Annotated in this window: 15 protein-coding genes; 4 read left to right on the forward strand and 11 right to left on the reverse strand. The window is 70.0% G+C overall.

The window, feature by feature from the left end; all coding sequences use genetic code 11:
* The first annotated feature begins 20 nt into the window (after nucleotides 1-20).
* Both OF850_RS04050 and OF850_RS04055 read left to right on the forward strand, forming a co-directional pair.
* On the forward strand, nucleotides 21-1,610 hold the full coding sequence (locus tag OF850_RS04050; RefSeq protein ID WP_301588517.1) for a peptide chain release factor 3: 1,590 nt from the start codon (nucleotides 21-23) through the stop codon (nucleotides 1,608-1,610).
* Nucleotides 1,611-1,612: 2 nt separating this feature from the next.
* Nucleotides 1,613-2,578 carry an asparaginase gene (locus OF850_RS04055; protein ID WP_301588519.1) on the forward strand — a complete coding sequence of 322 codons (966 nt, stop codon included), beginning with the start codon at nucleotides 1,613-1,615 and terminating at the stop codon, nucleotides 2,576-2,578.
* Between the two features lie 21 nt (nucleotides 2,579-2,599).
* Here OF850_RS04055 and OF850_RS04060 read toward each other — a convergent pair whose 3' ends face one another.
* Entirely contained in the window at nucleotides 2,600-3,064 is a 465-nt protein-coding gene (locus tag OF850_RS04060; protein ID WP_301588520.1) for a response regulator, read from the reverse strand.
* An 86-nt stretch (nucleotides 3,065-3,150) separates the two neighbouring features.
* Between OF850_RS04060 and OF850_RS04065 the strand changes: the two genes are divergently transcribed.
* Nucleotides 3,151-4,062, forward strand: a complete 912-nt coding sequence (locus tag OF850_RS04065; protein ID WP_301588522.1) for a glycosyltransferase — start codon at nucleotides 3,151-3,153, stop codon at nucleotides 4,060-4,062.
* Between the two features lie 8 nt (nucleotides 4,063-4,070).
* Here OF850_RS04065 and OF850_RS04070 read toward each other — a convergent pair whose 3' ends face one another.
* The 6 genes from OF850_RS04070 to asnB all read right to left on the reverse strand — a co-directional run bounded on the left by OF850_RS04070 (nucleotide 4,071) and on the right by asnB (nucleotide 12,265).
* Nucleotides 4,071-5,174, reverse strand: coding sequence for a glycosyltransferase (locus tag OF850_RS04070; protein ID WP_301588524.1), 1,104 nt, complete (start codon nucleotides 5,172-5,174; stop codon nucleotides 4,071-4,073).
* Entirely contained in the window at nucleotides 5,171-6,352 is a 1,182-nt protein-coding gene (locus OF850_RS04075; RefSeq protein ID WP_301588525.1) for a glycosyltransferase family 4 protein, read from the reverse strand. The genes OF850_RS04070 and OF850_RS04075 overlap by 4 nt, the downstream gene beginning before the upstream one ends.
* Nucleotides 6,349-7,419 (reverse strand): GNAT family N-acetyltransferase, encoded by a 1,071-nt coding sequence (locus OF850_RS04080; protein WP_301588526.1) that lies wholly within the window; start codon nucleotides 7,417-7,419, stop codon nucleotides 6,349-6,351. The genes OF850_RS04075 and OF850_RS04080 overlap by 4 nt, the downstream gene beginning before the upstream one ends.
* Nucleotides 7,416-8,150, reverse strand: coding sequence for a YdcF family protein (locus OF850_RS04085; RefSeq protein WP_301588527.1), 735 nt, complete (start codon nucleotides 8,148-8,150; stop codon nucleotides 7,416-7,418). Before OF850_RS04085 ends, OF850_RS04080 begins: the two co-directional genes overlap by 4 nt.
* A 1-nt stretch (nucleotide 8,151) precedes the next feature.
* On the reverse strand, nucleotides 8,152-10,344 hold the full coding sequence (locus OF850_RS04090) for a glycosyltransferase (protein ID WP_301588529.1): 2,193 nt from the start codon (nucleotides 10,342-10,344) through the stop codon (nucleotides 8,152-8,154).
* 73 nt (nucleotides 10,345-10,417) lie between these two features.
* Entirely contained in the window at nucleotides 10,418-12,265 is a 1,848-nt protein-coding gene (gene asnB / locus OF850_RS04095; protein WP_301588858.1) for an asparagine synthase (glutamine-hydrolyzing), read from the reverse strand.
* Between asnB and OF850_RS04100 the strand changes: the two genes are divergently transcribed.
* Nucleotides 12,182-12,634, forward strand: coding sequence for a hypothetical protein (locus OF850_RS04100; protein WP_301588864.1), 453 nt, complete (start codon nucleotides 12,182-12,184; stop codon nucleotides 12,632-12,634). The two genes, asnB and OF850_RS04100, sit on opposite strands and share 84 nt — an antisense overlap.
* A gap of 103 nt (nucleotides 12,635-12,737) precedes the next feature.
* On the opposite strand, the gene OF850_RS04105 is transcribed toward OF850_RS04100, so the two are convergent.
* From OF850_RS04105 to prsT, 4 genes are all read right to left on the reverse strand, one after another.
* On the reverse strand, nucleotides 12,738-14,705 hold the full coding sequence (locus OF850_RS04105; RefSeq protein ID WP_301588530.1) for a hypothetical protein: 1,968 nt from the start codon (nucleotides 14,703-14,705) through the stop codon (nucleotides 12,738-12,740).
* Nucleotides 14,702-15,943, reverse strand: coding sequence for a glycosyltransferase family 4 protein (locus OF850_RS04110; protein WP_301588531.1), 1,242 nt, complete (start codon nucleotides 15,941-15,943; stop codon nucleotides 14,702-14,704). Before OF850_RS04110 ends, OF850_RS04105 begins: the two co-directional genes overlap by 4 nt.
* Nucleotides 15,944-16,064: 121 nt before the next feature.
* Complete coding sequence (locus OF850_RS04115) at nucleotides 16,065-17,369, reverse strand: putative O-glycosylation ligase, exosortase A system-associated (RefSeq protein WP_301588532.1); 1,305 nt, start codon at nucleotides 17,367-17,369, stop codon at nucleotides 16,065-16,067.
* A 3-nt stretch (nucleotides 17,370-17,372) separates the two neighbouring features.
* Entirely contained in the window at nucleotides 17,373-20,141 is a 2,769-nt protein-coding gene (gene prsT, locus OF850_RS04120) for an XrtA/PEP-CTERM system TPR-repeat protein PrsT (RefSeq protein ID WP_301588533.1), read from the reverse strand.
* Nucleotides 20,142-20,145 lie beyond the last annotated feature (4 nt).

Raw genomic sequence — 20,145 nt, forward strand, 5'->3', positions numbered from 1 at the left:
CAGGCCATAGACGGGGCCGCATGAACACCCCCGTCGCCACCGAGGCCGCCCGGCGCCGCACCTTCGCAATCATCGCCCACCCCGACGCCGGCAAGACCACCCTGACCGAGAAGCTGCTGCTGAAGGGCGGCGCCATCCAGCTGGCCGGTCAGGTCCGCGCCAAGGGCGAGGGCCGCCGCACTCGGTCCGACTGGATGAAGATCGAGCAGGAGCGCGGCATTTCCGTCGCCACCTCGGTCATGACCTTTGAGCGGGACGGGCTGGTCTTCAACCTGCTCGACACGCCGGGCCACGAGGATTTCTCGGAGGATACCTACCGCACCCTGTCGGCGGTGGACGCGGCGGTGATGGTGCTGGACGCCGCCAAGGGCATCGAGAGCCAGACGCGCAAGCTCTTCGAGGTGTGCCGGCTGCGCGACATTCCCATCGTGACTTTCATCAACAAAATGGATCGCGAGGGACGCGACCCGCTCGACCTGCTGGACGAGATCGAGAAGACCCTCGCCCTCGACGTCACTCCGGCCGCCTGGCCCATCGGCGCAGGGCGGGATTTCCGGGGGGTGATGGACCTGCGCGAGCCCTCCCTGCGCCTGCTGCGCGAGGGTGGCGACCTCCATATACCCATCGCCGGTCTGGACGACCCGGCCCTGGACCGGGAGATCCCCCAGCACGCCGCCACGCTTCGCGAGCAGGTGGAGCTGGTGCAGGGAGGCTTTCCGGAATTCGACGCCGAGGCCTTCCTGCATGGCACGCTGACGCCGGTCTTTTTCGGTTCCGCCCTGCGCGACTTCGGGGTTGGGCATCTGCTGGACGGGCTGGCCGCCATGGCGCCCCCGCCCGGCCGCCGCACCGCCGATGCCCGGACGGTGGAGCCCAGCGAGCCGAAGCTCACCGGCTTCGTGTTCAAGGTGCAGGCCAACATGGACCCGCAGCATCGCGACCGCGTGGCCTTCCTCCGCATCTGCTCCGGCCGGCTGGAGAAGGGCATGCGCCTCGCCCAGGTTCGGACCGGCAAGCAGGTGCCGGTCAACGCGCCGCTCTTCTTCTTCGCGAAGGACCGCCAAGTGGCCGAGGAGGCGTGGCCCGGCGACGTGGTGGGCATCGCCAACCACGGCACGCTTCGCATCGGCGACACACTGACCGAGGGCGAGCCCATCAACTTCCGCGGCGTCCCTTCCTTCGCGCCCGAGCATCTGCGCCGCCCACGGCTGGAAGACCCGATGCTCGCCAAGAAGCTGAAGAAGGCGCTGGAGGAGTTGGCCGACGAGGGCGTGGTGCAGCTTTTTCGCCCCCTTGACGGCTCGCCGCCCATTGTCGGCGTCGTCGGGCTGCTGCAGGTGGACGTGCTCGGCAGCCGGGTGAAGGCCGAGTACGGCGTGCCCGTCGGCTTCGAGAACGTGCAGTGGGACATGCTGCGCTGGGTGACCGGCGAGGACCGCGCCGCGATCGAGCGCTTCACCCGGATCCACCGGGCCGACTGCGCCGAGGACCATGACGGCGAACTCGTGGCGCTCTTCACCTCCGACTGGCGCCGCCGCCGCGCCGAGGAGGAATGGCCCATGTTGCGCTTCCACGCGGTGCGCGAGCAGCACGCGCTGGAAGGCAGCTGAGGGTGGCGCGGCCCCGCCTCCTCGTCCTGTCGCTGGGCGGGACCATCACCATGACGCCGGGCGCCGGGGCCGGGCTGAACCCCACGCTGGGCGCGGCGGAACTCGTCGCCGCCGTGCCGGGCCTCGCCGAGGTGGCGGAGATCGTCGCGGAGTCCCCCGCGCGCGTGGCGAGCCCTTCACTGGAGCCTGCCACCCTGCTCGCCGTCGCACGGCGCATCGCGGCGGAGGATTGCGACGGGGCCGTGGTCATTCAGGGCACAGACACGATCGAGGAAAGCGCCTTCCTGCTCGACCTGTGCGTGCCCGGTGAACAGCCGGTGGTCGTCACCGGCGCGATGCGCGGGGCGGCGGCACCGGGCGCCGATGGCCCGGCGAACCTGCTGGCCGCTGCCATCGTCGCGGCCTCGCCCGATGCGCGCGGTCTGGGCACGCTCGCCGTGCTGAATGACCAGATCCACGCAGCGCGCTTCGTCCGCAAGGGCCACAGCGCCCTGCCCTCCGCCTTCGCGTCTCCCCTTTCGGGACCGCTTGGCTTCGTCGCGGAAGGGCGCGCACGGATCCTCTCGGAGGTACCCCGCCGTCCGGTCCTGCCCACCCCGGACGGCGAATGGCCGCCAGTCGCGATCCTCGGCTGGGGCGTGGGCGAGGATGGACGGTTTCTCCACGCGCTGCGCGGCCTCGGCTATCGAGGCGCGGTGGTGGACGGGATGGGGGCCGGTCACGTCCCGGCGCAGGCCGCCGCGAAGCTTGGAACCCTGGCTGACGAGCTGCCGGTGGTGCTCTGCTCCCGCTGCTTTGCGGGGCCGGTCTTCACCGGGACCTATGGCTATGCCGGGGCGGAGATGGACCTGCTGGCGCGCGGGCTGATTCCCGCGGGGACGCTGCCAGCCGCAAAGGCACGGCTCCTGCTGGCTCTCGCCCTTGCCTCGGGGCTCGATCCAGCCGCCTGCTTCGCTGCGTATGGCTGAGCGTCGCGGCCGATCCCGCCCTCAGGGAACGGGCGCGAGCAGCGCGGCGAGCGCGGCGAGAAGCTGGGGCGCGGTGTAGGGCTTCGACAGAACGGGCCTGGCACGATGCTGTTCCGGGATATCGCCGGGATGCAGTCCGGTGGCCAGCACGAAGGGGATGCCGCGCGCAGCCAGCAGGTCGGCGACGTTGTAGCCGCTCTCCCCGTTGCGCAGGCGGACATCCACGAGCGCAGCCTCTGGCGCCTCGCCCTCGATCGCGCTGCTCGCGGCGGAAACCGTCGCAGCCGGACCAAGCGGGATCGCGCCCACATCACCCAGCGTCATCTCGGCAAACATTGCGATGAGGGGTTCGTCCTCAACGAGGAGGATGCGCCGACCGTTCAATGGCTGTTCCGTCAATGGGCCTTCCCCCTCTGCCGCGTTTTGCTTCTTCCCGATAGCGACCGGAGCCCGCCGAAGCAATATTGGCGCGTGCTCATCACGCATAAGCTTGTGCCCTCGGTGAAGGTTGCGTTTCTCCCAAACCCCCCTAGACAACATCGCGTTCGCCTTCCGAGCGGGAGAATGACAGGATGCCGATGCTTCAACTGTCCGTCGCTGTCTTCGCTTACAACGAGGAGAACGGCATCGGCGCCTGCCTCGATGCGATCGGAGCCTGCGCGCAGGAAGCGCAGGTGACGGTGCACGTGCTCGTCAATGGCTGCACGGATGGCACGGAAGCGGCGGTGAACGCCTACAAGCCGGTGGGCTTCGCGGTGATTCCCGTGGTGCTCCAGCGCGGCGACAAGGCCAACGCCTGGAACCACTACGTGCACGAGGTCGCGCCCCTCGAGGCCGCGGCGCATGTCTTCACGGACGGTGATTGCCGCATGGTCCCGGGCACCCTGCGCGGCTTTCTTCAAGCATTCGAGAATAACCCAGAAGCGATGGGCTGCGCGGCGCTGCCGGTCTCGGGACGGTCCCAAACCGAGTTCCGCGCCAAGCTCGCGGTCGGCCGCGAGATGGCCGGCAACCTTTATGCCCTGCGCGGCGAGGCGGTGCGGCGCTTCCGCGAGGCAGGAGTGCGCCTGCCTTTCGGCATGTTCGGCGAAGACGGCCTCGTCACCATGCTGGTGAAGCATGACCTCGACCCGCGCTCCCCGCGGCGGGAGGAGCGCGTGGCAGTGAGCGAGGAGGGCGGCTTTGCCTTCAAGCCGCTTTCGCCCTTCTCCCTGCGCGACCTCAAGACTTACCGGAACCGCAAGATGCGCTACGCGGTGCGCCGGCAGCAGGCGAACATGCTCTACCCGTTGCTGTTCGAACGTGGCGTGTCAGCGATGCCGGAACACGTGGTGGACCTGTACCGCGCGTGCCACGCTTCGATGGAGCGGGGCTGGAACGGCCTCAGCACATACTTCGACTGGAAGGCGCGGCGTCGGATCGAGCGTGACCTTCGCGCCGATGACAGCGTGAAGCAGGCGGAGCGTGCCCACCTCTACAGCTGAGGCCTGCATCACGCTGCCAGCGCGGCGCGCGACATCAGCAGGCGTTCGATCAACGAAGCATGCGCGCTGAACATCCGATCCTGATCCAGGTCCCGTTCCGCGACAAGGCGATTGGCCGCACCGAGTTCCCGGCGGAGCGCTGCGTCGCAGAGGAGCGGGCGCAGCGCTCCGGCGAGCGCCACGTCGTCGCAGGGAGCGAGGAAGCGCTCCTGCTCCGGCGGCAGCATCCGGCGCACGTCGCCCACTGAAGTCGAGGCGACCGGCAGGCCGGAGGCCATGGCCTCCATCACAGAGAAGGGCATCTGCTCCGTGTCGGATGACAGGGCGAAGACATCCATCTCGCGATAGGCGGCAGCCGGGTCGGGCATGTGGCCGGCAAAGCGTGTCCTTCCCGCCAGGCCAAGCTCTCCGGCCAAGGCTTCAAGCCCGGCCCGCTCCTCTCCCTCACCGACGATGAGCAGGCGGAAACCCAAACCCTCCCCCGCCAGCAGGGCGCAGGCGCGGAGCAAGCGCCCGATATTCTTTTCGGCCCGAAGGGCGGCAACCGTGCCGATCACCGGGAGGCCATCCCCCCCCTGCCCACCCGGCGCGAAGCGCGCGAGGTCGAGCCCGTTGGGGATCAGGTGCGTCCGCGCTTCCGGCAGGCGCCACAGGTGGCGAGACGCCTCGAGCAGCGTGGCCGAGGGCAGCACCGTCTCCGCCCTGCGCAGCACGAGTCGCCGGGTCCAGACGCGGCGCGCCTTCTGGCCGCGTGCTTCGTCGGGCCCGAAGCCGTCCTCCATGTGGATGTGCGGAACTCCGCCCGGGGCCGCGTTCGCCATCGCCCATTCGATGCTGCCCCAGTTCGAGGTGAGCAGCAGATCGGGCCGCACGGTGCGGAGCAGGGCACGGGTGCGCTGGAGGCGCTGCGGCAGCGAGCCCTCGGCGGCGAAGGGAACCCGCTCCCAGGACACGTCCGCCGCAAGGCGCTCGGCGCATTCCATGCGGCCGTTCAGCGAGACGATGGCATGGCGCCAGCGCGGCCCCATGCGGTTGGCCAGCATGGCGAAGCGCACCTGGGCGCCGCCCACCGCGAAGCCGGGGAAAACATGGAGCAGCAGGGGAGCCTTCACGGCAGCAGCTTTCCGGCAAGGGCCGCGACCCGGCGCGCATTGCCTTCCCAGGTGAGGTCGCGGGCGATCACCTCGCGCCGCGCTGCACGTCCCAGGGAATCGCGCAGGGCGGGATCACCGGCAAGGCGGGACAGCGCCTTCCAGAAACCTTCGGGGTCGGAGGGGTCGAAGAGCAGCGCGTTGCGCCCGTGCTCCAGCACCTCCCGGATGTTGGGCTGGTCCGGCGCGACGATGGCGCGCCCAGCGGCCATGTACTCGAAGACCTTGAGCGGCGAGCAGTAGGGCACGGCGGCGGGCTGCAAGGCCACGTCGAAATCGGACACCAGCGACGGCACCTCGTGGCGCTGTGCAAGGCCGGTGAAGCGCACACGCTCGGCGATCCCCAGTTCGCGGGCCAGGGCCTCCAGCCCCGGCCGGGCCGGGCCCTCGCCCACCACTGTCAGCGCCAGCGGCACCTCGCCGCGCCATTCGGCGATGCCGCGGACGACCTTGTCCAGCCCGTGCCAGTCGCGCACGAAGCCGACAAAGCCCAGCACCACTTCCTGCCCCGGCATGCGCGGCACGGGCTCCGGGAATTCCTCCAGGTGGATGCCGTTCGGGATGACGTGGATGCGGTCGCGGGGCACGCCGGCCGCCTCGACATGCTCTGCCAGCACGCCCGTCACTGGCAGCACGGCGTCGGCCGCGCGCCACGCATTGTTCTCGCTCCAGCGCGCCAGCCCCTTGAGGGCGAGGTTGCCGAACCGCGCGCGTTCCTCCGCGAGGGGGGCATTCACCTCCAGCAGGAAGGGCAGGCGTAGGCGCCTCGCAAGCCAGGCGCCGGCGAGGTAATGCAGGTTGTAGCGCTCGTAGATGACGTCGGGTCGAAACTCCCGCGCAGCGGCCATGAGCCGCGCATGGGCGGGCAGGCTGTAGCCGAGTTCCGCCACCTCGGCGACGGCGGCCGGCAGGGCGCGGCGCAGGCCGGAGATCCAGCTGCTTTCCCCGCCCAGCTCCGCCCGGTCATAGGCCGCCGGGCCAACGACGCGCACCTCGTGCCCTTCCTGCCGGAGCGCCTGCACCAGCGCGTCCAGGTGCACCCCCTGCCCGTCCCGCGACTGGATGCGATGGCTGTAGAGGATGCGCAGCTTGCGCGACGACGCTTCCGCGGGCGTCGCGGTGTCCAGCGCCGCGCTCATGCGAAGGACCGGCGCAGCCGGGACGCCGTCGCGCGCGCCAGGGCCAGCAGCCCCGCCGGGTGGCGCATCGAAGCGAGCACCGCGCCCTCACGCTGACGCCGCGTGGCGACCCAAAGCTTCTTGTAGGGGTCGTCACCCCGGCCGAAATCCACCTCGCGCACCGCGTCCTCCGTCAGCAGATGCTCCATCATCCGCGCCGTCAGCACCGTGCCGGGCGAGTGCTCGCGCGCCGCCTCCACATGGTGAAGCTTGGGCAGGGTGGCGCGCCGCCTCCCGCCCGGCGCGTCCAGGAGCCAGTATTGTGCCGCAATGGGCCATCCATCGGCGCTGCGCCGCAAGATGCCAAGCCGCAAGATGCCGAGCGGCGCCGCGGTCCGCATCAGTGCCGCGTCCAGTGCAGGCGCAGGCTCGGCCGGCTTCCAGGAAGCGGCGCGCACCGCCTCGAAGGCTGCGATCCCGGCCTCCAGGGCAGGGCCGGGGCGGTCCACGATCTCGAAGGTAACACGCGAGGTTGCCTTGCGGCGGATCGTCGTGCGCAAGGCGCCGGGGCGCCCTTCGAGCCAAGCCTCCCAGGTGACGCCGGGCGGCAGCACGTCGCGCCAATTACCGAAGTGGCGGAAGGGCAGCACCTGGAGGCCCCCATCCCGCGCGCCTTGCAGCAAAGCCGCCGTGCCCGGCTCCCCTGGGTCCAGCGCGTCGAGGCGCAGCGGCGCATCCCATCGGCGCGCGGCGGCGAGGCCAAGCCCAGCCTCCCGAGCCGCGCCAGGGCCGAGCGGCCGCCAGTCGAGTGTGTAGGGCGTGGAAAGCGACGACATCCCGCCCGGCCCGCGCATCAGGGGAAGCAGGATGCCGGCTGCCTCATCCACCGCCAGGACGAGCTTCGACCCCAGCGGGCGCGCATGGGCCAGCAGCGTGTCGAACCACAGGCGCGAAGCGAAGAAATCCTCCTCGTCGAGAAAGGCGTCGCACCAGCAGGGCAGGAACGGTGCCTCGACCTCGACGACGCGCAGCTTCTGCGTGCCGAAGCGGGCGGGGGCAGACAGCGGTGCGGCCAGGGCGCTGCTCATGATGTTTCTCCGTCGCGCACTGCATAAACGACCCGCCCGAGCATTTCGCGCAGCGCATACCAGGAATCGAGGAGGTGATCCGGGCGTGGCAGCCACCCGCCGAGCCCAGCGCCGTCAGCCGGGAACTGCCGGCGAACCGGAGCGGGATGCGTCTGAAGTCCGGCGCGAACGAAGGCATCGCGCGCGCGGGGCATGTGCCAGCCATGAGTCACAAGAAGCACGGTGTCCAAACCCTCCCTCTTCAGCAACGCTGCGCTGCCTCTCGCGTTGCCTGCGGTATCACCGGCCTCTTTCTCCTCCCAGCGAACCGGCACACCGAAGTCGCGGTCCAGGCTCCGCGCCATCATCGTGGCGATGGGCGGGGTGCGGGGCGCGACGACCCCACCGGTGACAAGGACCGGAAGCTCCGTCCTCCGTTGCAGCCCCGCGCCGGCCCGCAGCCTTTCCAGCGTCAGCGCACCCACCTCCGGCCCTTCGTTTCCGCGCGCGACCTCGCCACCAAGGATCACGATGGCCCGCGGCTCGGCCGCCGGCACGGGTCTTTCGTCCAGCGACGCGGCGACCAGCAGCCAGGACGAGACGTAGGGCGTGGCGAGAACCAGCACCGCCCCCGCGCAGGCCGCGGCCGCCATGCCAGCGCCCCGGCGCCGCCACAGGGCAAGCGGAACAGCCAGAACCACGAACCCAAGCGGCGGCAGGACCAGCGCGGTGAGCGCGGCCTGGAGCGACACGCTATTCGGCCGCCAGGGCCGGCTCGGGACGCATGACGGCACCCTGATGGATCTCGCGCCAGCTCGCGGAACGCCCGCCGATCTCCTCGCGGAAGAAGGCATAGAAGGCGTCCAGCCAGCGGAGCAGGCGCGCGACATCCTCCTCCGTGCGCGCGTAGGGCGTGTTGCCCGGCGCCAGGGAAGGCGAGTGGTAGGTCAGCACGAAGACACGGTGACCCTGCGCCCGCATCGAGCGGACGAGACGCTTCGCCTCATCCAGGGTGATTCCTTCCGGGGAAAGGCGGATCCGCTCCATCAGTCCGAAGCGCGCCGCCATCCCGGCAAGGATATCCGAGCGCGAGCGATAAAGGCGGCGCGCCAGCCCCGGATGCGTGGCCCGCCCGACCAGCGCGGCGGAGACCGGCAGTCCGAGCAGCGTCCGCTCGCGGTCCAACCAGCGTGGACGGGCGTCCAGCGCCCAATGCGCACCTTCCGCCAATCCCTCCGCGGGCCAGCATGGGGTCAGGCTGCTGTCGCACTCGTAGCCAAGCTGCTTGATGATGTCCGCGGTGCGAGGCCCGGGCCCGAAGCGACCGGTGCGCCAGATGCGCGGCTGGATGCCGAACGCATCCTGCAACGCTCCCGTCAGGCGCTTCGCCTTTTCGATCTCGAGCGTCAGCGGCAGGTTGCCCGCATAGCTGTTGCGCTCGCTCAGCTCTTCGTCGAGGGGCGGCGTGACCCATGGATGGAGCTGGGCGCCGAGTTCGGCGTGCCCGCCTTGCAGGAGTTCGCGCAGCGGCGCCGCGCCTTCATCCTGTGTCGCGACGGGGTAGTCGGTCAGGTAGACCGGCACGACCCCGTGCTTCTCGAACACACGGTGGGCGAGGTGCTGCCGCCCCATCGAAGACACGTCCAGCGCGTCGCGCCGGAATGGCCCGGTCCAGTCGAATGCCTCCTCCGCATCCACTGTGGTGACGAGCAGAGGCGTCCCGTCGCCGCCCAACTCGAGCGGTGCATGGAAGCTCGGATCGGTGACGGAGGCAGTCGCGGGCAGGCTCGGCATAGGCTCGCCTTCTTCGATGCGATGGGACAGACCGTAGGCTTCGAGGTACCGCGCGGCAATCGAATCCATCCCGAAACGGGATCGCGCGAGGATGCGGCCTGCCTCGCCAAGACTGCGCCGAAGCGCGGCGTCCTCGACGAGGAGCCGGGCGAGAGGCATGTACTCGGCGTCCTCCTCGAACAGGAAGCCAGTTTCGTCCGGGAGGATGAAATCCTCGTTCACGCCCGGCAGGCGTCGCGCCACGACGGGAAGGCCGTGCGCCATGGCTTCCGGAACGGCCGTGCCGAAGCCCTCGCGACGCGATGCGAAGACGAACATGTCGGCACAGCCGAACCAGGGATGCGGGTCTCGCTGCTCCCCAACCAGGTGCACGCGCCCCGCCACGCCGAGCGCGTCGGCGCGGGACCGCAGGGCGGCGACGTACTCCGGCTCCAGCTCCGGCCCGACAAGAATAAGGTGGGCCTTCGGGCCGAGGGCCGGCATCGCCTCCACCAGCGTGGCCTGGTCCTTGCGGGCGCAGAGCCCACCGACCGAGATGAGCGCGACGTCCTCGTCCCCCAGCCCCAGCTCGGCGCGCAACCGCGCGCGCTCCTCCGGGTCGGGATCCCGCGTGGTGATGCCGCAGGGGATGAGGTGGCAGCGCTCCGGCGGGGCGCCGGCGCCGAGCGTTTCCGCCTGAAGCTTGGGAGAGATGGAGACGAAGCCATCGAACAGGCGGAAACCCTGCCGTGCCAGGGGGCGGGAGACGGAACGGTAGCCGCGCAGCAGTGCCGGAAGGCTGTCATCCAGCGTGGCGGACAGGAGAAGGCGCCGTCCCGCGAGCCGCGCCAGCAGGGGCGACACAAACCAGCGGTCCGCGTGGGTGCGGAAATGGACCACGTCGAAGCGCGAGATATGGCGGGCAAACCAGGCGCCCAGGGCGGCTTCGCGCTGCACATGCCCCACGGCGCCGTCGCAAAGGTAATGGACGGCCGAAAGCCCCGGTCCGAACTCGATCATTTCGGCCGGGCGCGGCGTGTGGGTGACCAGGAGCTCGTGCTCCACCCCAGGCGCGATCTCGCGCATCACGGCGGAGCAGCGCTCCAAAAAGACCCCCTCCCCCGTGAAATCCGGCCGGAACAGCTTCAGGACATGGAGCACGCGGTTCGTCATGGCGCGGCACCAGTTGCGGCAAGCTGCATGGGGCCGCGTCCGAAGCGGTCGCGATAGGTTTGAGTTTCCGCGCTCATGCTGCCGCCCGCTCCTCGGCCGGGGCGAGGCCTGCCTCGCGGGCCAGCCACGCCTCCAGCACCAGGATCTGCCAGATCGGCTGGGAATGATCGGCCGCGCCCGCCTCATGCTCGGCGACGAGGCGCTGCGCCTCGCCCAGTTCGAGGAGGCCGCTATCCCCCAGTGCGCCGCGTCGCAGGCGCGCGCCGATCTCGCCTGCGCGCCGGCGGAACTGCCCCGCGATCTCCGCGGCGAAACCACGCTTGCGGGCCCAGAGCAGGTCGTGCGGTAGGTCTTGCGCCATGGCGCGGCGAAGCACGTGCTTGCCGAAGGCGCCGCGCAGCTTCTCGCGCGCCGGCAGGGCCAAGCCCCACTCCACGAGGTTGTGGTCAAGGAACGGCGCACGCAACTCAAGCGAATGCGCCATGGAGGCACGGTCAGTCTTCACGAGGATGTCCCCGGGCAGATAGGTGAGGATGTCGGTGCGCTGTGCCGCGAGCAACGGGTCGTCCGGATCTGCCTCGTCCATCGCTTCGACGAAGCGTCGGGATGGGCTGTGGCCCTCGAGCGCCGTCCGCAGCCGGGGCGACAGCAAGGCCTGTCGACGGGCATCGCGCAGCTTGCAGACCGTGCCGTAATAGCCGAGCGCGCTGTCCAGGCTCAATTCGGTCAGGGTGGACTTAGCCCGCAGCCAGCGGGGCGCGCCTGCAAGGTTCGGATACCACGCGGCGAGCCGCCCGATCACCGCCCTGCGCATTCCTGGCGGGATGTTCGCACGCACCGCCTCCACCAGCGAGTGGAAACGGTGGCGCCGATAGCCGCCGAGCACCTCGTCGCCCCCATCGCCCGAAAGGGCGCCCTTCACGTGGCGGCGCGCGAGGCGCGAGACGGCAAGGCTCGGAACGGCGGAATGGTCGCCGAAAGGCTCGCCATACACCTCCGCGACACGCGATGCGGCGGCGAGGTAGTCCTGCTCGCCCTCCTCGGCATGGTGAGTGGTGCCGAAGCGCGCGGCCAGGGAGGCAGCGGCAGGTCGCTCATCGCCGGGGCCCGAGAAGCCGATCGTAAAAGTGGAAAGACCCACTTTGCGCGACGCCAGCGCGACAACGGAGGCGGAATCCACGCCCCCGGACAGAAAGGCGCCAATCGGAACATCCGCCATCAATTGCAGGTGCACCGCGTCAGTCAGCCGCGCGCGAAGTTCCGCAGCGGCGTCGGCCGAACCCGCAACGGCGCGCGTAGGGGGGCGCCAGTAGGAGCGTGGCTCGGGAAGCATCGCCTCGCCCCGCCGCAGGAGCGCGAAATGCGCGGCGGGGAGACGGCGGATCGCGGCATAGCCTGTCGCCGGGTCGGGAATGTAGCCGAGCGCGAGGAAATCCTCGATCGCCATGGGATCGGTGCGGCGGTCCACGCCCGGAAGCGTCAGAAGCGCGGGGATCTCGGACGCGAAGGCCAGGGTGCCGTCCGGCAGCACCGTCCAGTGCAGCGGCTTCTCGCCCATCCTGTCGCGCGCGAGCAGCAGTTCGCTGCGTGTCCGATCCCAGAGGGCAAAAGCGTACATGCCCTGCAAACGGTCGAGCAGCCCAACGCCCCACTCACGCCAACCGGTAAGGAGGATCTCGGTGTCGGAGCGGGTGCGGTGAAGGTGGCCCGCAGCCTCCAGGGCCTCGCGCAAGGCAACGTGATTATAGATTTCGCCGTTGAATGTAACGAGGACCGCTCCATCTGCGGTTGTCATGGGCTGCGACCCGCCCTCGAGGTCCACGAAGGACAGTCGCCGATGGCCAAAACCGAGATGTGGCTCGACATGGAAACCATCACCATCCGGCCCCCTATGCGCAAGGGCATCCGCCATGCGGCGCAAGGCCGCAACGTCTGGAGTTGCGGCGCTGAATGGGTGGAAGAGGCCGACGATGCCGCACATCAGGCCGCTCCTTCGCAATCATACGTATGTTGCGAATCAAGCATACCAGCCAAAAATGCCTCGATAGTGAAAAGTGAATTGCACAACCTTGCCGTGCATGGTAAGGATGCAGCAGGCGGCGATCGAAGGATGTCTGAGGGTATGCAGAGGGTCGAGCACAAGTTGATCTCCCCTTCCGCACACGCGGAAGTTGCTGGGGCCGGATGGCCGGAGCGTCTGCCGTGGCCTGTCGCGGTGCTGTTCATCTTCACCCTTGGCATTGCCCTGTGGTGGGGCGTGTTCCGCTTGACCAGCGCACTTCTCGCTTGAGGACGCGGAGCTTCAAGTTTTACATGCGCCATCAGGCGTAACTTCCCATTTCTGCTGCCTGAACGCACGTATCCCTCCATGGGATGCAAATTGGGAAGGTTTATTAGGCGGGAACGATTGAGAGCGTTGGCAGCCGGGCCCTGGTGGTCGCGTCGATGCCATATGCCCCGCTGTTGAGAAGCCAGGAATAGGCGCTCCGGGACGCCTGCGTGTCGAGGACTTCGACGAGCGCCGCCAGCGACTGTAGCGCCCAGCGACCGTAATCGCCTCGGCTCTTCTCCCACCCCTCACCGTTGGACAGGTTGCGAGCCACGGTTTCGCGACCGATCTCGGCCCAGCTGCGGTAGGGCGTGCCCCGCGGCGGCGAGATGGCGATCAGGTATGCGCAGCCATCATGCGGGTTAAAGCCGCGGTCCCGCGCCAGGAAGCGGCCGGCCAGGAAATTCTCCATCCACGACAGCACGGCCCGAGCGTCCGCACTGCCGCGCTTGGCCGCCATGGCTACAGTGGAAACGAAGTAATCCTGCTGCCAGGGCGGAAGGACGCCCGATCCTCCGTACTCTCCAGGAATCCATCCATGGGCTTCGCCTTGCGTCGCTGTCCATTCAGGCAGCATGCGGCGGAGCCACGCCCAGTTCGCGGCGGAAACCTCTCCGACCCACCCGGCCTGATCCCCGAGCGCCCAGGCTGCGTTGTCCACTTGGCGCATGGACCAAGCGGCGGAGCGGGTCTGCGCATTGTGGACGATGTTGTTGTCCGGAAGTCCCCCCTCCCGCCGGACGCCCGGCCACGTCGCGATCACCGAGTGATGCGCCTGTGCGGTGAGGTTATCCAGGAAGGCACGCCGGCCGGTCAGGATCCAAGGCATGAAGGAATAGTCGGGCTGATGGGCACGATCGGGAGCCCATCCATGATCGCCGCCGACCGGGAAAGTAAGCCCGTGAGGTGGCCTTGCACGCGTATCGGTCCAGAAGCCGGGACGCCTGCGCGTGTCGATCCAGCCGCCCTGGGGATCGCGGAAGTGCCAGGGGATTGCGCCCGCGGCTTCCGCCTGCCCCAGCACGAAGCGCGTCGCACGGCGATCCTGGCTGATCACCCAAGCTGCAACCGGCAAGGGTGCTGGTCCGATATCGGCCCGCGCGCCCCCGGTATGCATGCGCTGCGTGATGCCACGAGGATCGAGCGGCACCGTCCAGGACGGCGCCGCCATGGCTCGGGCGAACCCATCCAGGACTTGCGGTGCCACACCCGTGCCCAGATCGTAGCGGTGCGCTGCCGCTGCGTCTGCCAGATAGGTTGGATCGAAACGGATATGCGCCGCGATGGGTCGCGTCGAAACCAGCCGCCCCCATCCCGCATAGGGGTGATGCCGCGCGACCCTTCCGGCCATCGCCTCTCGCCCATCCAGGCTGACGCGAAGCTCGTAGCTCGCATACTCCACACCCGGCCGAAGCGCGAGGTCGTTGCGGAACCATGTATCCAGCACCAGCGCACCGTCGGCATGGAGGGCGACATCCAGCACGAGGCGCAGCGAGGTGGCGCCACCGGCGGCGTCGGCGGGGACGTCCACTTCGACGCGCTTCCGCGCCGCCAAGGGGCCTACCTGCCACCCTCCCTGCCCTGCAAGCGCATCCACCACGAATCCTCCAACCTCGACCCTCGCCGACCGACCCTCCGCCGCGCGTGCCGGACTGAGCGGCGCGCCCACTTCAGGCCCGACCAAGAGGCTGACGGGAAGGCTCTGCCCCTGTCTCAGGGCCGGAATGCGCAGCGCGATCACCGCGTGCTGGACCGATCCATCCGCATGACGCGTCGTGACGTCCATCTGCACGGGCAAGGCTCCGGACCCACCGGCATCTGCCCGGAGCCCTGCCCCGCGGCCGATATCGCCGCGGCGGAAGGGGTGGCCAAAGACCAGCACGCCCTCGGCACTCGGACCTTCCAGCGTGATGGAGGGACGCGGGCCGCCCGATGCGGCGACGCGGCGGGCTGCGCCCGTGCGGGTTGCGCCTGTCTGCGCCTCGGCCGAGCAGGCACCGAGGAGAAGCGGCAGGGAGCGCCGCGCGATCAACGGCCGAGTACCCGGCGGAACACCTCGGCCTGGCCCGCCGATACCTCACGCCAGCCGAAGCTTTCCGCGTGAGCACGTGTCGCAGCGCGATCCGGTTCTGCCAAGACCCTCCGCAAGGCAGCGGCGATGGCCGCAGGGGTTGCCACGTCGACCACCTCGCCGGCCGCCTCGGTGCAGACCGCTTCGCGCGCACCCCAGGCCGGGGTGCTGACGACAGGCGTGCCGCAGGCCATGGATTCCAGCAGCACGTTGGCCCAGCCCTCGCGGGAAGACGCCAAGACCATCGCATCTGCTGCGCCGTAGAAGCGCGGCAGCTCGCTGTGCGGGACAGGGCCGAGAAAGCGGACGCGGTCTGCGATGCCCTGCTGGCGGGCGAGTGCCTCGAGCGAAGCGCGCTCCGGCCCCTCCCCTGCGATCCAGAGCCGGGCCTCCGGCAGATCCTTCAGCGCCCCAATCGTGAGGTGATGCCGCTTGCGCTCGATCAGCAGGCCGACCGAGAGAATCAGGATCCCTTCGACGCCCAGTTCCCGGCGCAGGGCCGCTCGGTCGGAGGGCGGCCGGAAGCGCTCGAGCTCGACCCCGTTGCGCAGCACTGTCACCTTGTCGTCAGGGGCGCCGAGCGCGAGCAGCCCGCGCTTCAGGTCGGCGCTGACGGCGATCAGCGCATCGCAATCCTCGATCGCGCGTCGGATCAGGCGGCGCGGCACAGCGTGATCGGGCAGCTGCGAGACGTCGGAACCACGTGCGGTGATGACCACGGGCCGACCGAACTCGCGCCCCAGCCACGTTGCGGCAACGCCGTCCGGATACAGGTAGTGCGCATCGATCACGTCAAAGTCGAACCCGGCCTGGATCATCCGTGTCACCTCCTTTCGCGCAGCGCGATAAAGCGCCCATGGATTGGTGACCATGCCGAGCCGGGGCAGCGCGAGGAACCGCGGATGGCGCACGGCGAGGCCATGCCGAATTTCGTCACGTGGGACGGCCGCAGCGCGCCCCCAACGCGTGAAGAATGGCGCCAGCGCTTCCGGGAACCAGGGAACGGGGGCGAGAACCCGCGCCTCAACGCCCTCGTCGGCGACGAGATGCCTGAGCCTGTTCTCGACGAAGACGCCATGATTGGGCGTTGCGGCGTTCGGGTACAGGGTGCTGAACACCAGCAGGCGCGGCAGGCTGGGCCGCGGCGGCGCGGCGGAGGCGCTGTCGCGCGGCAGGGTCAGGAGCGGCGTGTCCGGCATCGTCGTCGTCCCGCATGTCGAAGGGGGATGGGTAGCGCCGGCTGATCGAGGGCAGGCTCGCCCAGAGGGCGAGCCACCCGGCGCCGATCAACATGGCGAGGAAGTAAATGGCCTGCATCGTTCAAGCCGCCTGTGCCCTGCTGCGCCAGCCACCGGTGGCGACGGTCCGCACGCGTTCGGTTTCCTGGCGCGCCTGCCTGAGGACCACCGCTCTCGCGGCAGCAACAACCACGAGAAGCGTCCAGAAGTAGTCCCAGTAGGAAAGCGATAGAAAGGTCCCGCCCGCCATGTAGGCGACTATCGAGACCTGCGACATCCGCGCAAGGTCCCAGGCCCAGCGGAGCTTCGGCTGTCCGCGCGCAAGGGCGGCGAGGCGGAAAGTTTGCCAGATCCCGGCAAGCAGCAAGGCGAACCAGATCCCGAAGCCGACCCAGCCATGCTCGCCGAGCACCTCGAACCAGATCGAATGGGTGGCACGCGCCGCGACGCCTGGAGTCAGGCGGTCGACGATCTCCTGCTGATAAACGGCACGGAAGCCGCCGCCGGTCAGCGGCCGCTCGCGCGCCATCTCATAAGCCGACATCCAGATGAGGATCCGTCCCGTGGCTGAGGCATCCTCCTCGTAGTTCTGCATCGTCTCCATGCGGCTCACCCAGGTCTGGGGCATGAAGGCGATCGCCCCGGCGACCGCTGCGACGATCGCGATGCCCGAGACCACCTTGCCGCGCGACCGCAGCCACAACACCCCACCCGTGGCGATCAGCGCCAGGAGCGCCCCACGCGACTGCGACCCGAGGACCGCGACGAGCGTGAGGCCCATGGCCGCGATGAGGCCGATCCGAATCAACCGATACTTGGAGTGCAGGCGCAGCCAGTTCATCAACGGGATGGAGATCAGCATGCCGACCGCGAGGTGGTTGCGGTCCGCGATCATCGTCTGCTCGGGGCCGAGCACGATATGCCCGCCGCCCGTGACCAGCGTGAAGATCCCGCCACGCACTCCGAAATAGCCGAGCGACAGTACCATCATCCACACCATGGCGTGGATCCGGTCCCGGCTGGTGAGCAGCGCTGCAGTCAGCAGCAGGCCGAGGATCACCTTCATCACGCGGTCCCACATCGGCCAGACCGCGGACGGAGGAGCCAGGGCGATCATCGACGTCAGGGTGATCCATGCGAGGAAGGCGAGCAGCAGCACCGTGACGGAGTTAAGAGCGGCCCGCTTCGGCTCACCGGCCAGGACGCAGCCCACCACCGTCGCCATGAAGGCGAGCATCGCCCAAGGCGGGGTCCTGGCGAAGCCCCAGACCAGCTGGTGGGGATTCATGAAGGAGATCCACGACCAGATCAGGATCCCCGCGAAGGGGCTGATGGTCGCCAGCACCAGCCAGGGTGCGCAGATCCCGAAGAAGACGATGTCGCGCAAGGGTCAGCGGCTTCCATTCAGTCGGGAAAGGAGGCGCTCGCCTTCGGCGCGCTCGGGGAAAGCGGGAGTGCGGAGCGCGGCGGTGAGCTGCCGGCGCGCCTCCTCCCTTTCCCCGATCTCAGCGAGGGCCGTGGCGTAGCGAACGGCCATGCCAGGGCTTGGTGCGTTGCCCTCTGGGTAGGCGTGGCGCATGACCTCCACTGCGCGGCGTGCCTCGCCCGAGCGCAGGAGAATGAGACCCAGCGTGTCCCCCGTCTCCGGACGCGGGGCGAGGGCGAAGGCGCGTTCCGCCATCGGCCGCGCGCGGGCCAGCGACTCCCGGTCGCCACGCTGAGCCAGCACCCAGGCCAGGTCGTTCAAGACGCCGCCATCATTCGGGGAGAGGCGCAGCAGGGTCTCGAACTTCCGCTCAGCCTCGGCCGTGCGGTTCGCCTGGAGGTCGAGACGGGCAGAAGTGGCAAGGACGGCCGGGCTCTCGGGGGAGCGGTCCAGCCAAGCCTGCAACGCACGGCGCGCCTCTTCAGGTTGTCCGGCACCGAGATGCGCGACGGCGAGGCGCAGGGCCAACGCTTCGGTCGGTCCCTCCGAGTAGGCGGTCGCGAAGGCGCGCGCCGCCTCGGCTTGGCGGTTCAGCGCCATCAGGAAGTCGCCGCGCAGCCAAGCGCCAGCCGGCATCGCGCCCGGGCGCCGCGCGAGGCGATCCGCGAGGGCGAGCGCGGCGTCGGGCCCGCCGGACCGCTGGGCGAGCATCACGGCGGTGGAAAGCAGGAGCGAGTCATTGGGGACGAGGCGCAGCCCCTCCTCGATCACCGCTTCGGCCTCGCGGTTCTCGTCGCGCCGGGCCAGGACGAGCGCAAGCTGGCGGCGTGCCGACGCGTTGGTCGGCTGCTCCGCAATGGCGGCGCGGGCCACCGTCTCGGCATCCGCCCAGGCGCCGCGCGCGGCGTGCGCCTCGGCCTGCAGCAGGCGCAAGGCGGGCGCGGTGATGCGTGGGCGCAGAGCCTCGTGCTCCAGAACGGCGGAGGCGGCGGCGGGATCACCCGTGGAAAGTAGGGCCCGCGCGGTGGAGCCCGCAATGATCGGCGACCCCGGATTGGCCTGCTGCGCCGTCCGCAGCGCGGCAAGGGCTTCATTGCCCGGCCGTGCGGCGCGCAGCAGGAGCGTCGCGGCCTGCGCGTTCTCCGGATCCGCCGCCAGCACCTCGCCAAGGTAGCGCGCCAGGTCGGCAATGCGGTTCTCGCTGCCCGCGATGCGCGCAAGGCCAAGCTTCGCGCCGATCGAGGCCGGGTTGGCCTTGAGCGCGTTCTCCAGCACCTGGCGCGCCCCGGCCAGATCGAGCCGCATGGCGCGGATCGAGCCCTCGGCGAGCAACGCCACCTCGCTGTTGCGCTGCTCCGGCGTGAGCCGTGAAAGTTCCGCCTCCGCCGCTTCCGCCTCGCCCCGGGAGATCGCCGCAAGGGCGAGCATCTGCCGTGCGGCAGGGTCGTCCCGGCCGCCAGCGAGCGCGGCCTGGGCTGCCTCCGCCATGCCAGCGTAGTCGCCCAGCGAAAGGCGGACGGCCGCAAGGCGCGATTGCAGTTCCGCGTTGCCTGGCTGTGCTTCGACCGCCGCGCGGAGGGATTGCTCCGCCTCGCGGCGGCGCCCTTCGCTGAGCTGGATCGCGCTCAGGCGAGCCAGGGTTTCGGGGTCGCGCCCGCCACGCTGCGCATAGCTGGCCAGGGTGGCGGTGGCGTCGCGGTTCGCGCCGCGCTTGGCCTGGAGCGAGGCAAGGAGCCGGACGCCACGGACGTCGAGCGGACGGCGCGCGACGGCACGTGCCGCCGCTTCCTCCGCCTGGGCGTCCTGCCCGAGTTGCGCCTTCACGGTGGCGAAGGCGAGAAGCCCGTCCGAGGTGTTCTGCAGCGTCGCCTGACCGAGCCGCGTCAGCGCCGTATCCGCCGCGCGCCAATCCTGCGTGGCGACGAAGATGAGCGCCTGGACATAGTGCGCCGATGCGAGGCCGGGTGCGTTGCGGAGCGATACCTCCGCATCCGACCGCGCGCCTTCGATGTCGTTGAGGCGCAGCCGCACCTCCGCCCGCTGGACGCGTGCCAGCGGGTGACCCGGCGCGACATCCACGGCGCGTCCGAGAAGCTCGCCCGCGAGCTGAACGTCGCCCTTGGCATAGGCGAGGCCCGCGCGGCGCAGGAGGGCCTGGACCGATCGCCCGTTGGCGGCCAGCGCGGCGTCGGAGGCGCGCTCCGCCAGGGCCTCGTCGCCCTGCACCTGCGCCACGGCCGAAAGGGCCAGGTGCCCCTCGACCGCGCGGGGATTAGCCTCCACCGCCGCTTCCGCCGCGGCCTTGGCCTCGGCCCTCTGCTCCAGGGCGAGGTGCGCGAGGGCGCGGCCCGCATAGATCTGCGCCGCCACGTCCCGCGGGACCGAGGCATCGGGCACCGGGAACTCGCGCAGGAGGTCGCGGGTGCGGCCCAGCGCCAGCTGGGCACGGATCCGCAACGCCGTCGCTTCCGCGCGGTCATAGCCGCCGGCGAGGGCTGCGCGGGCCTCACGATCCGCCGTGTCCGCGTCGCCGAGGTCGAGCGAGATCTGCGCCAGGGCGGCTCGCACCGCGCCGTCATTCGGCGTGGAGCGCGCGGCGTTCCGCAGCTCGATCTGCGCGGTGCGGAGGTCGCCGCGCGCCTCGGCAGCGCGGGCGCGTTCCACCGTCGCATGCGCCGGTTGCGCGGCGAGCAGTGCGAGAAGGGCCAGGGTGGGGGCCAGGGGCTTACGCATGCAG

Origin of the sequence: Sabulicella glaciei (assembly GCF_026183895.1) — a bacterium.
Taxonomy (GTDB): domain Bacteria; phylum Pseudomonadota; class Alphaproteobacteria; order Acetobacterales; family Acetobacteraceae; genus Roseococcus; species Roseococcus glaciei.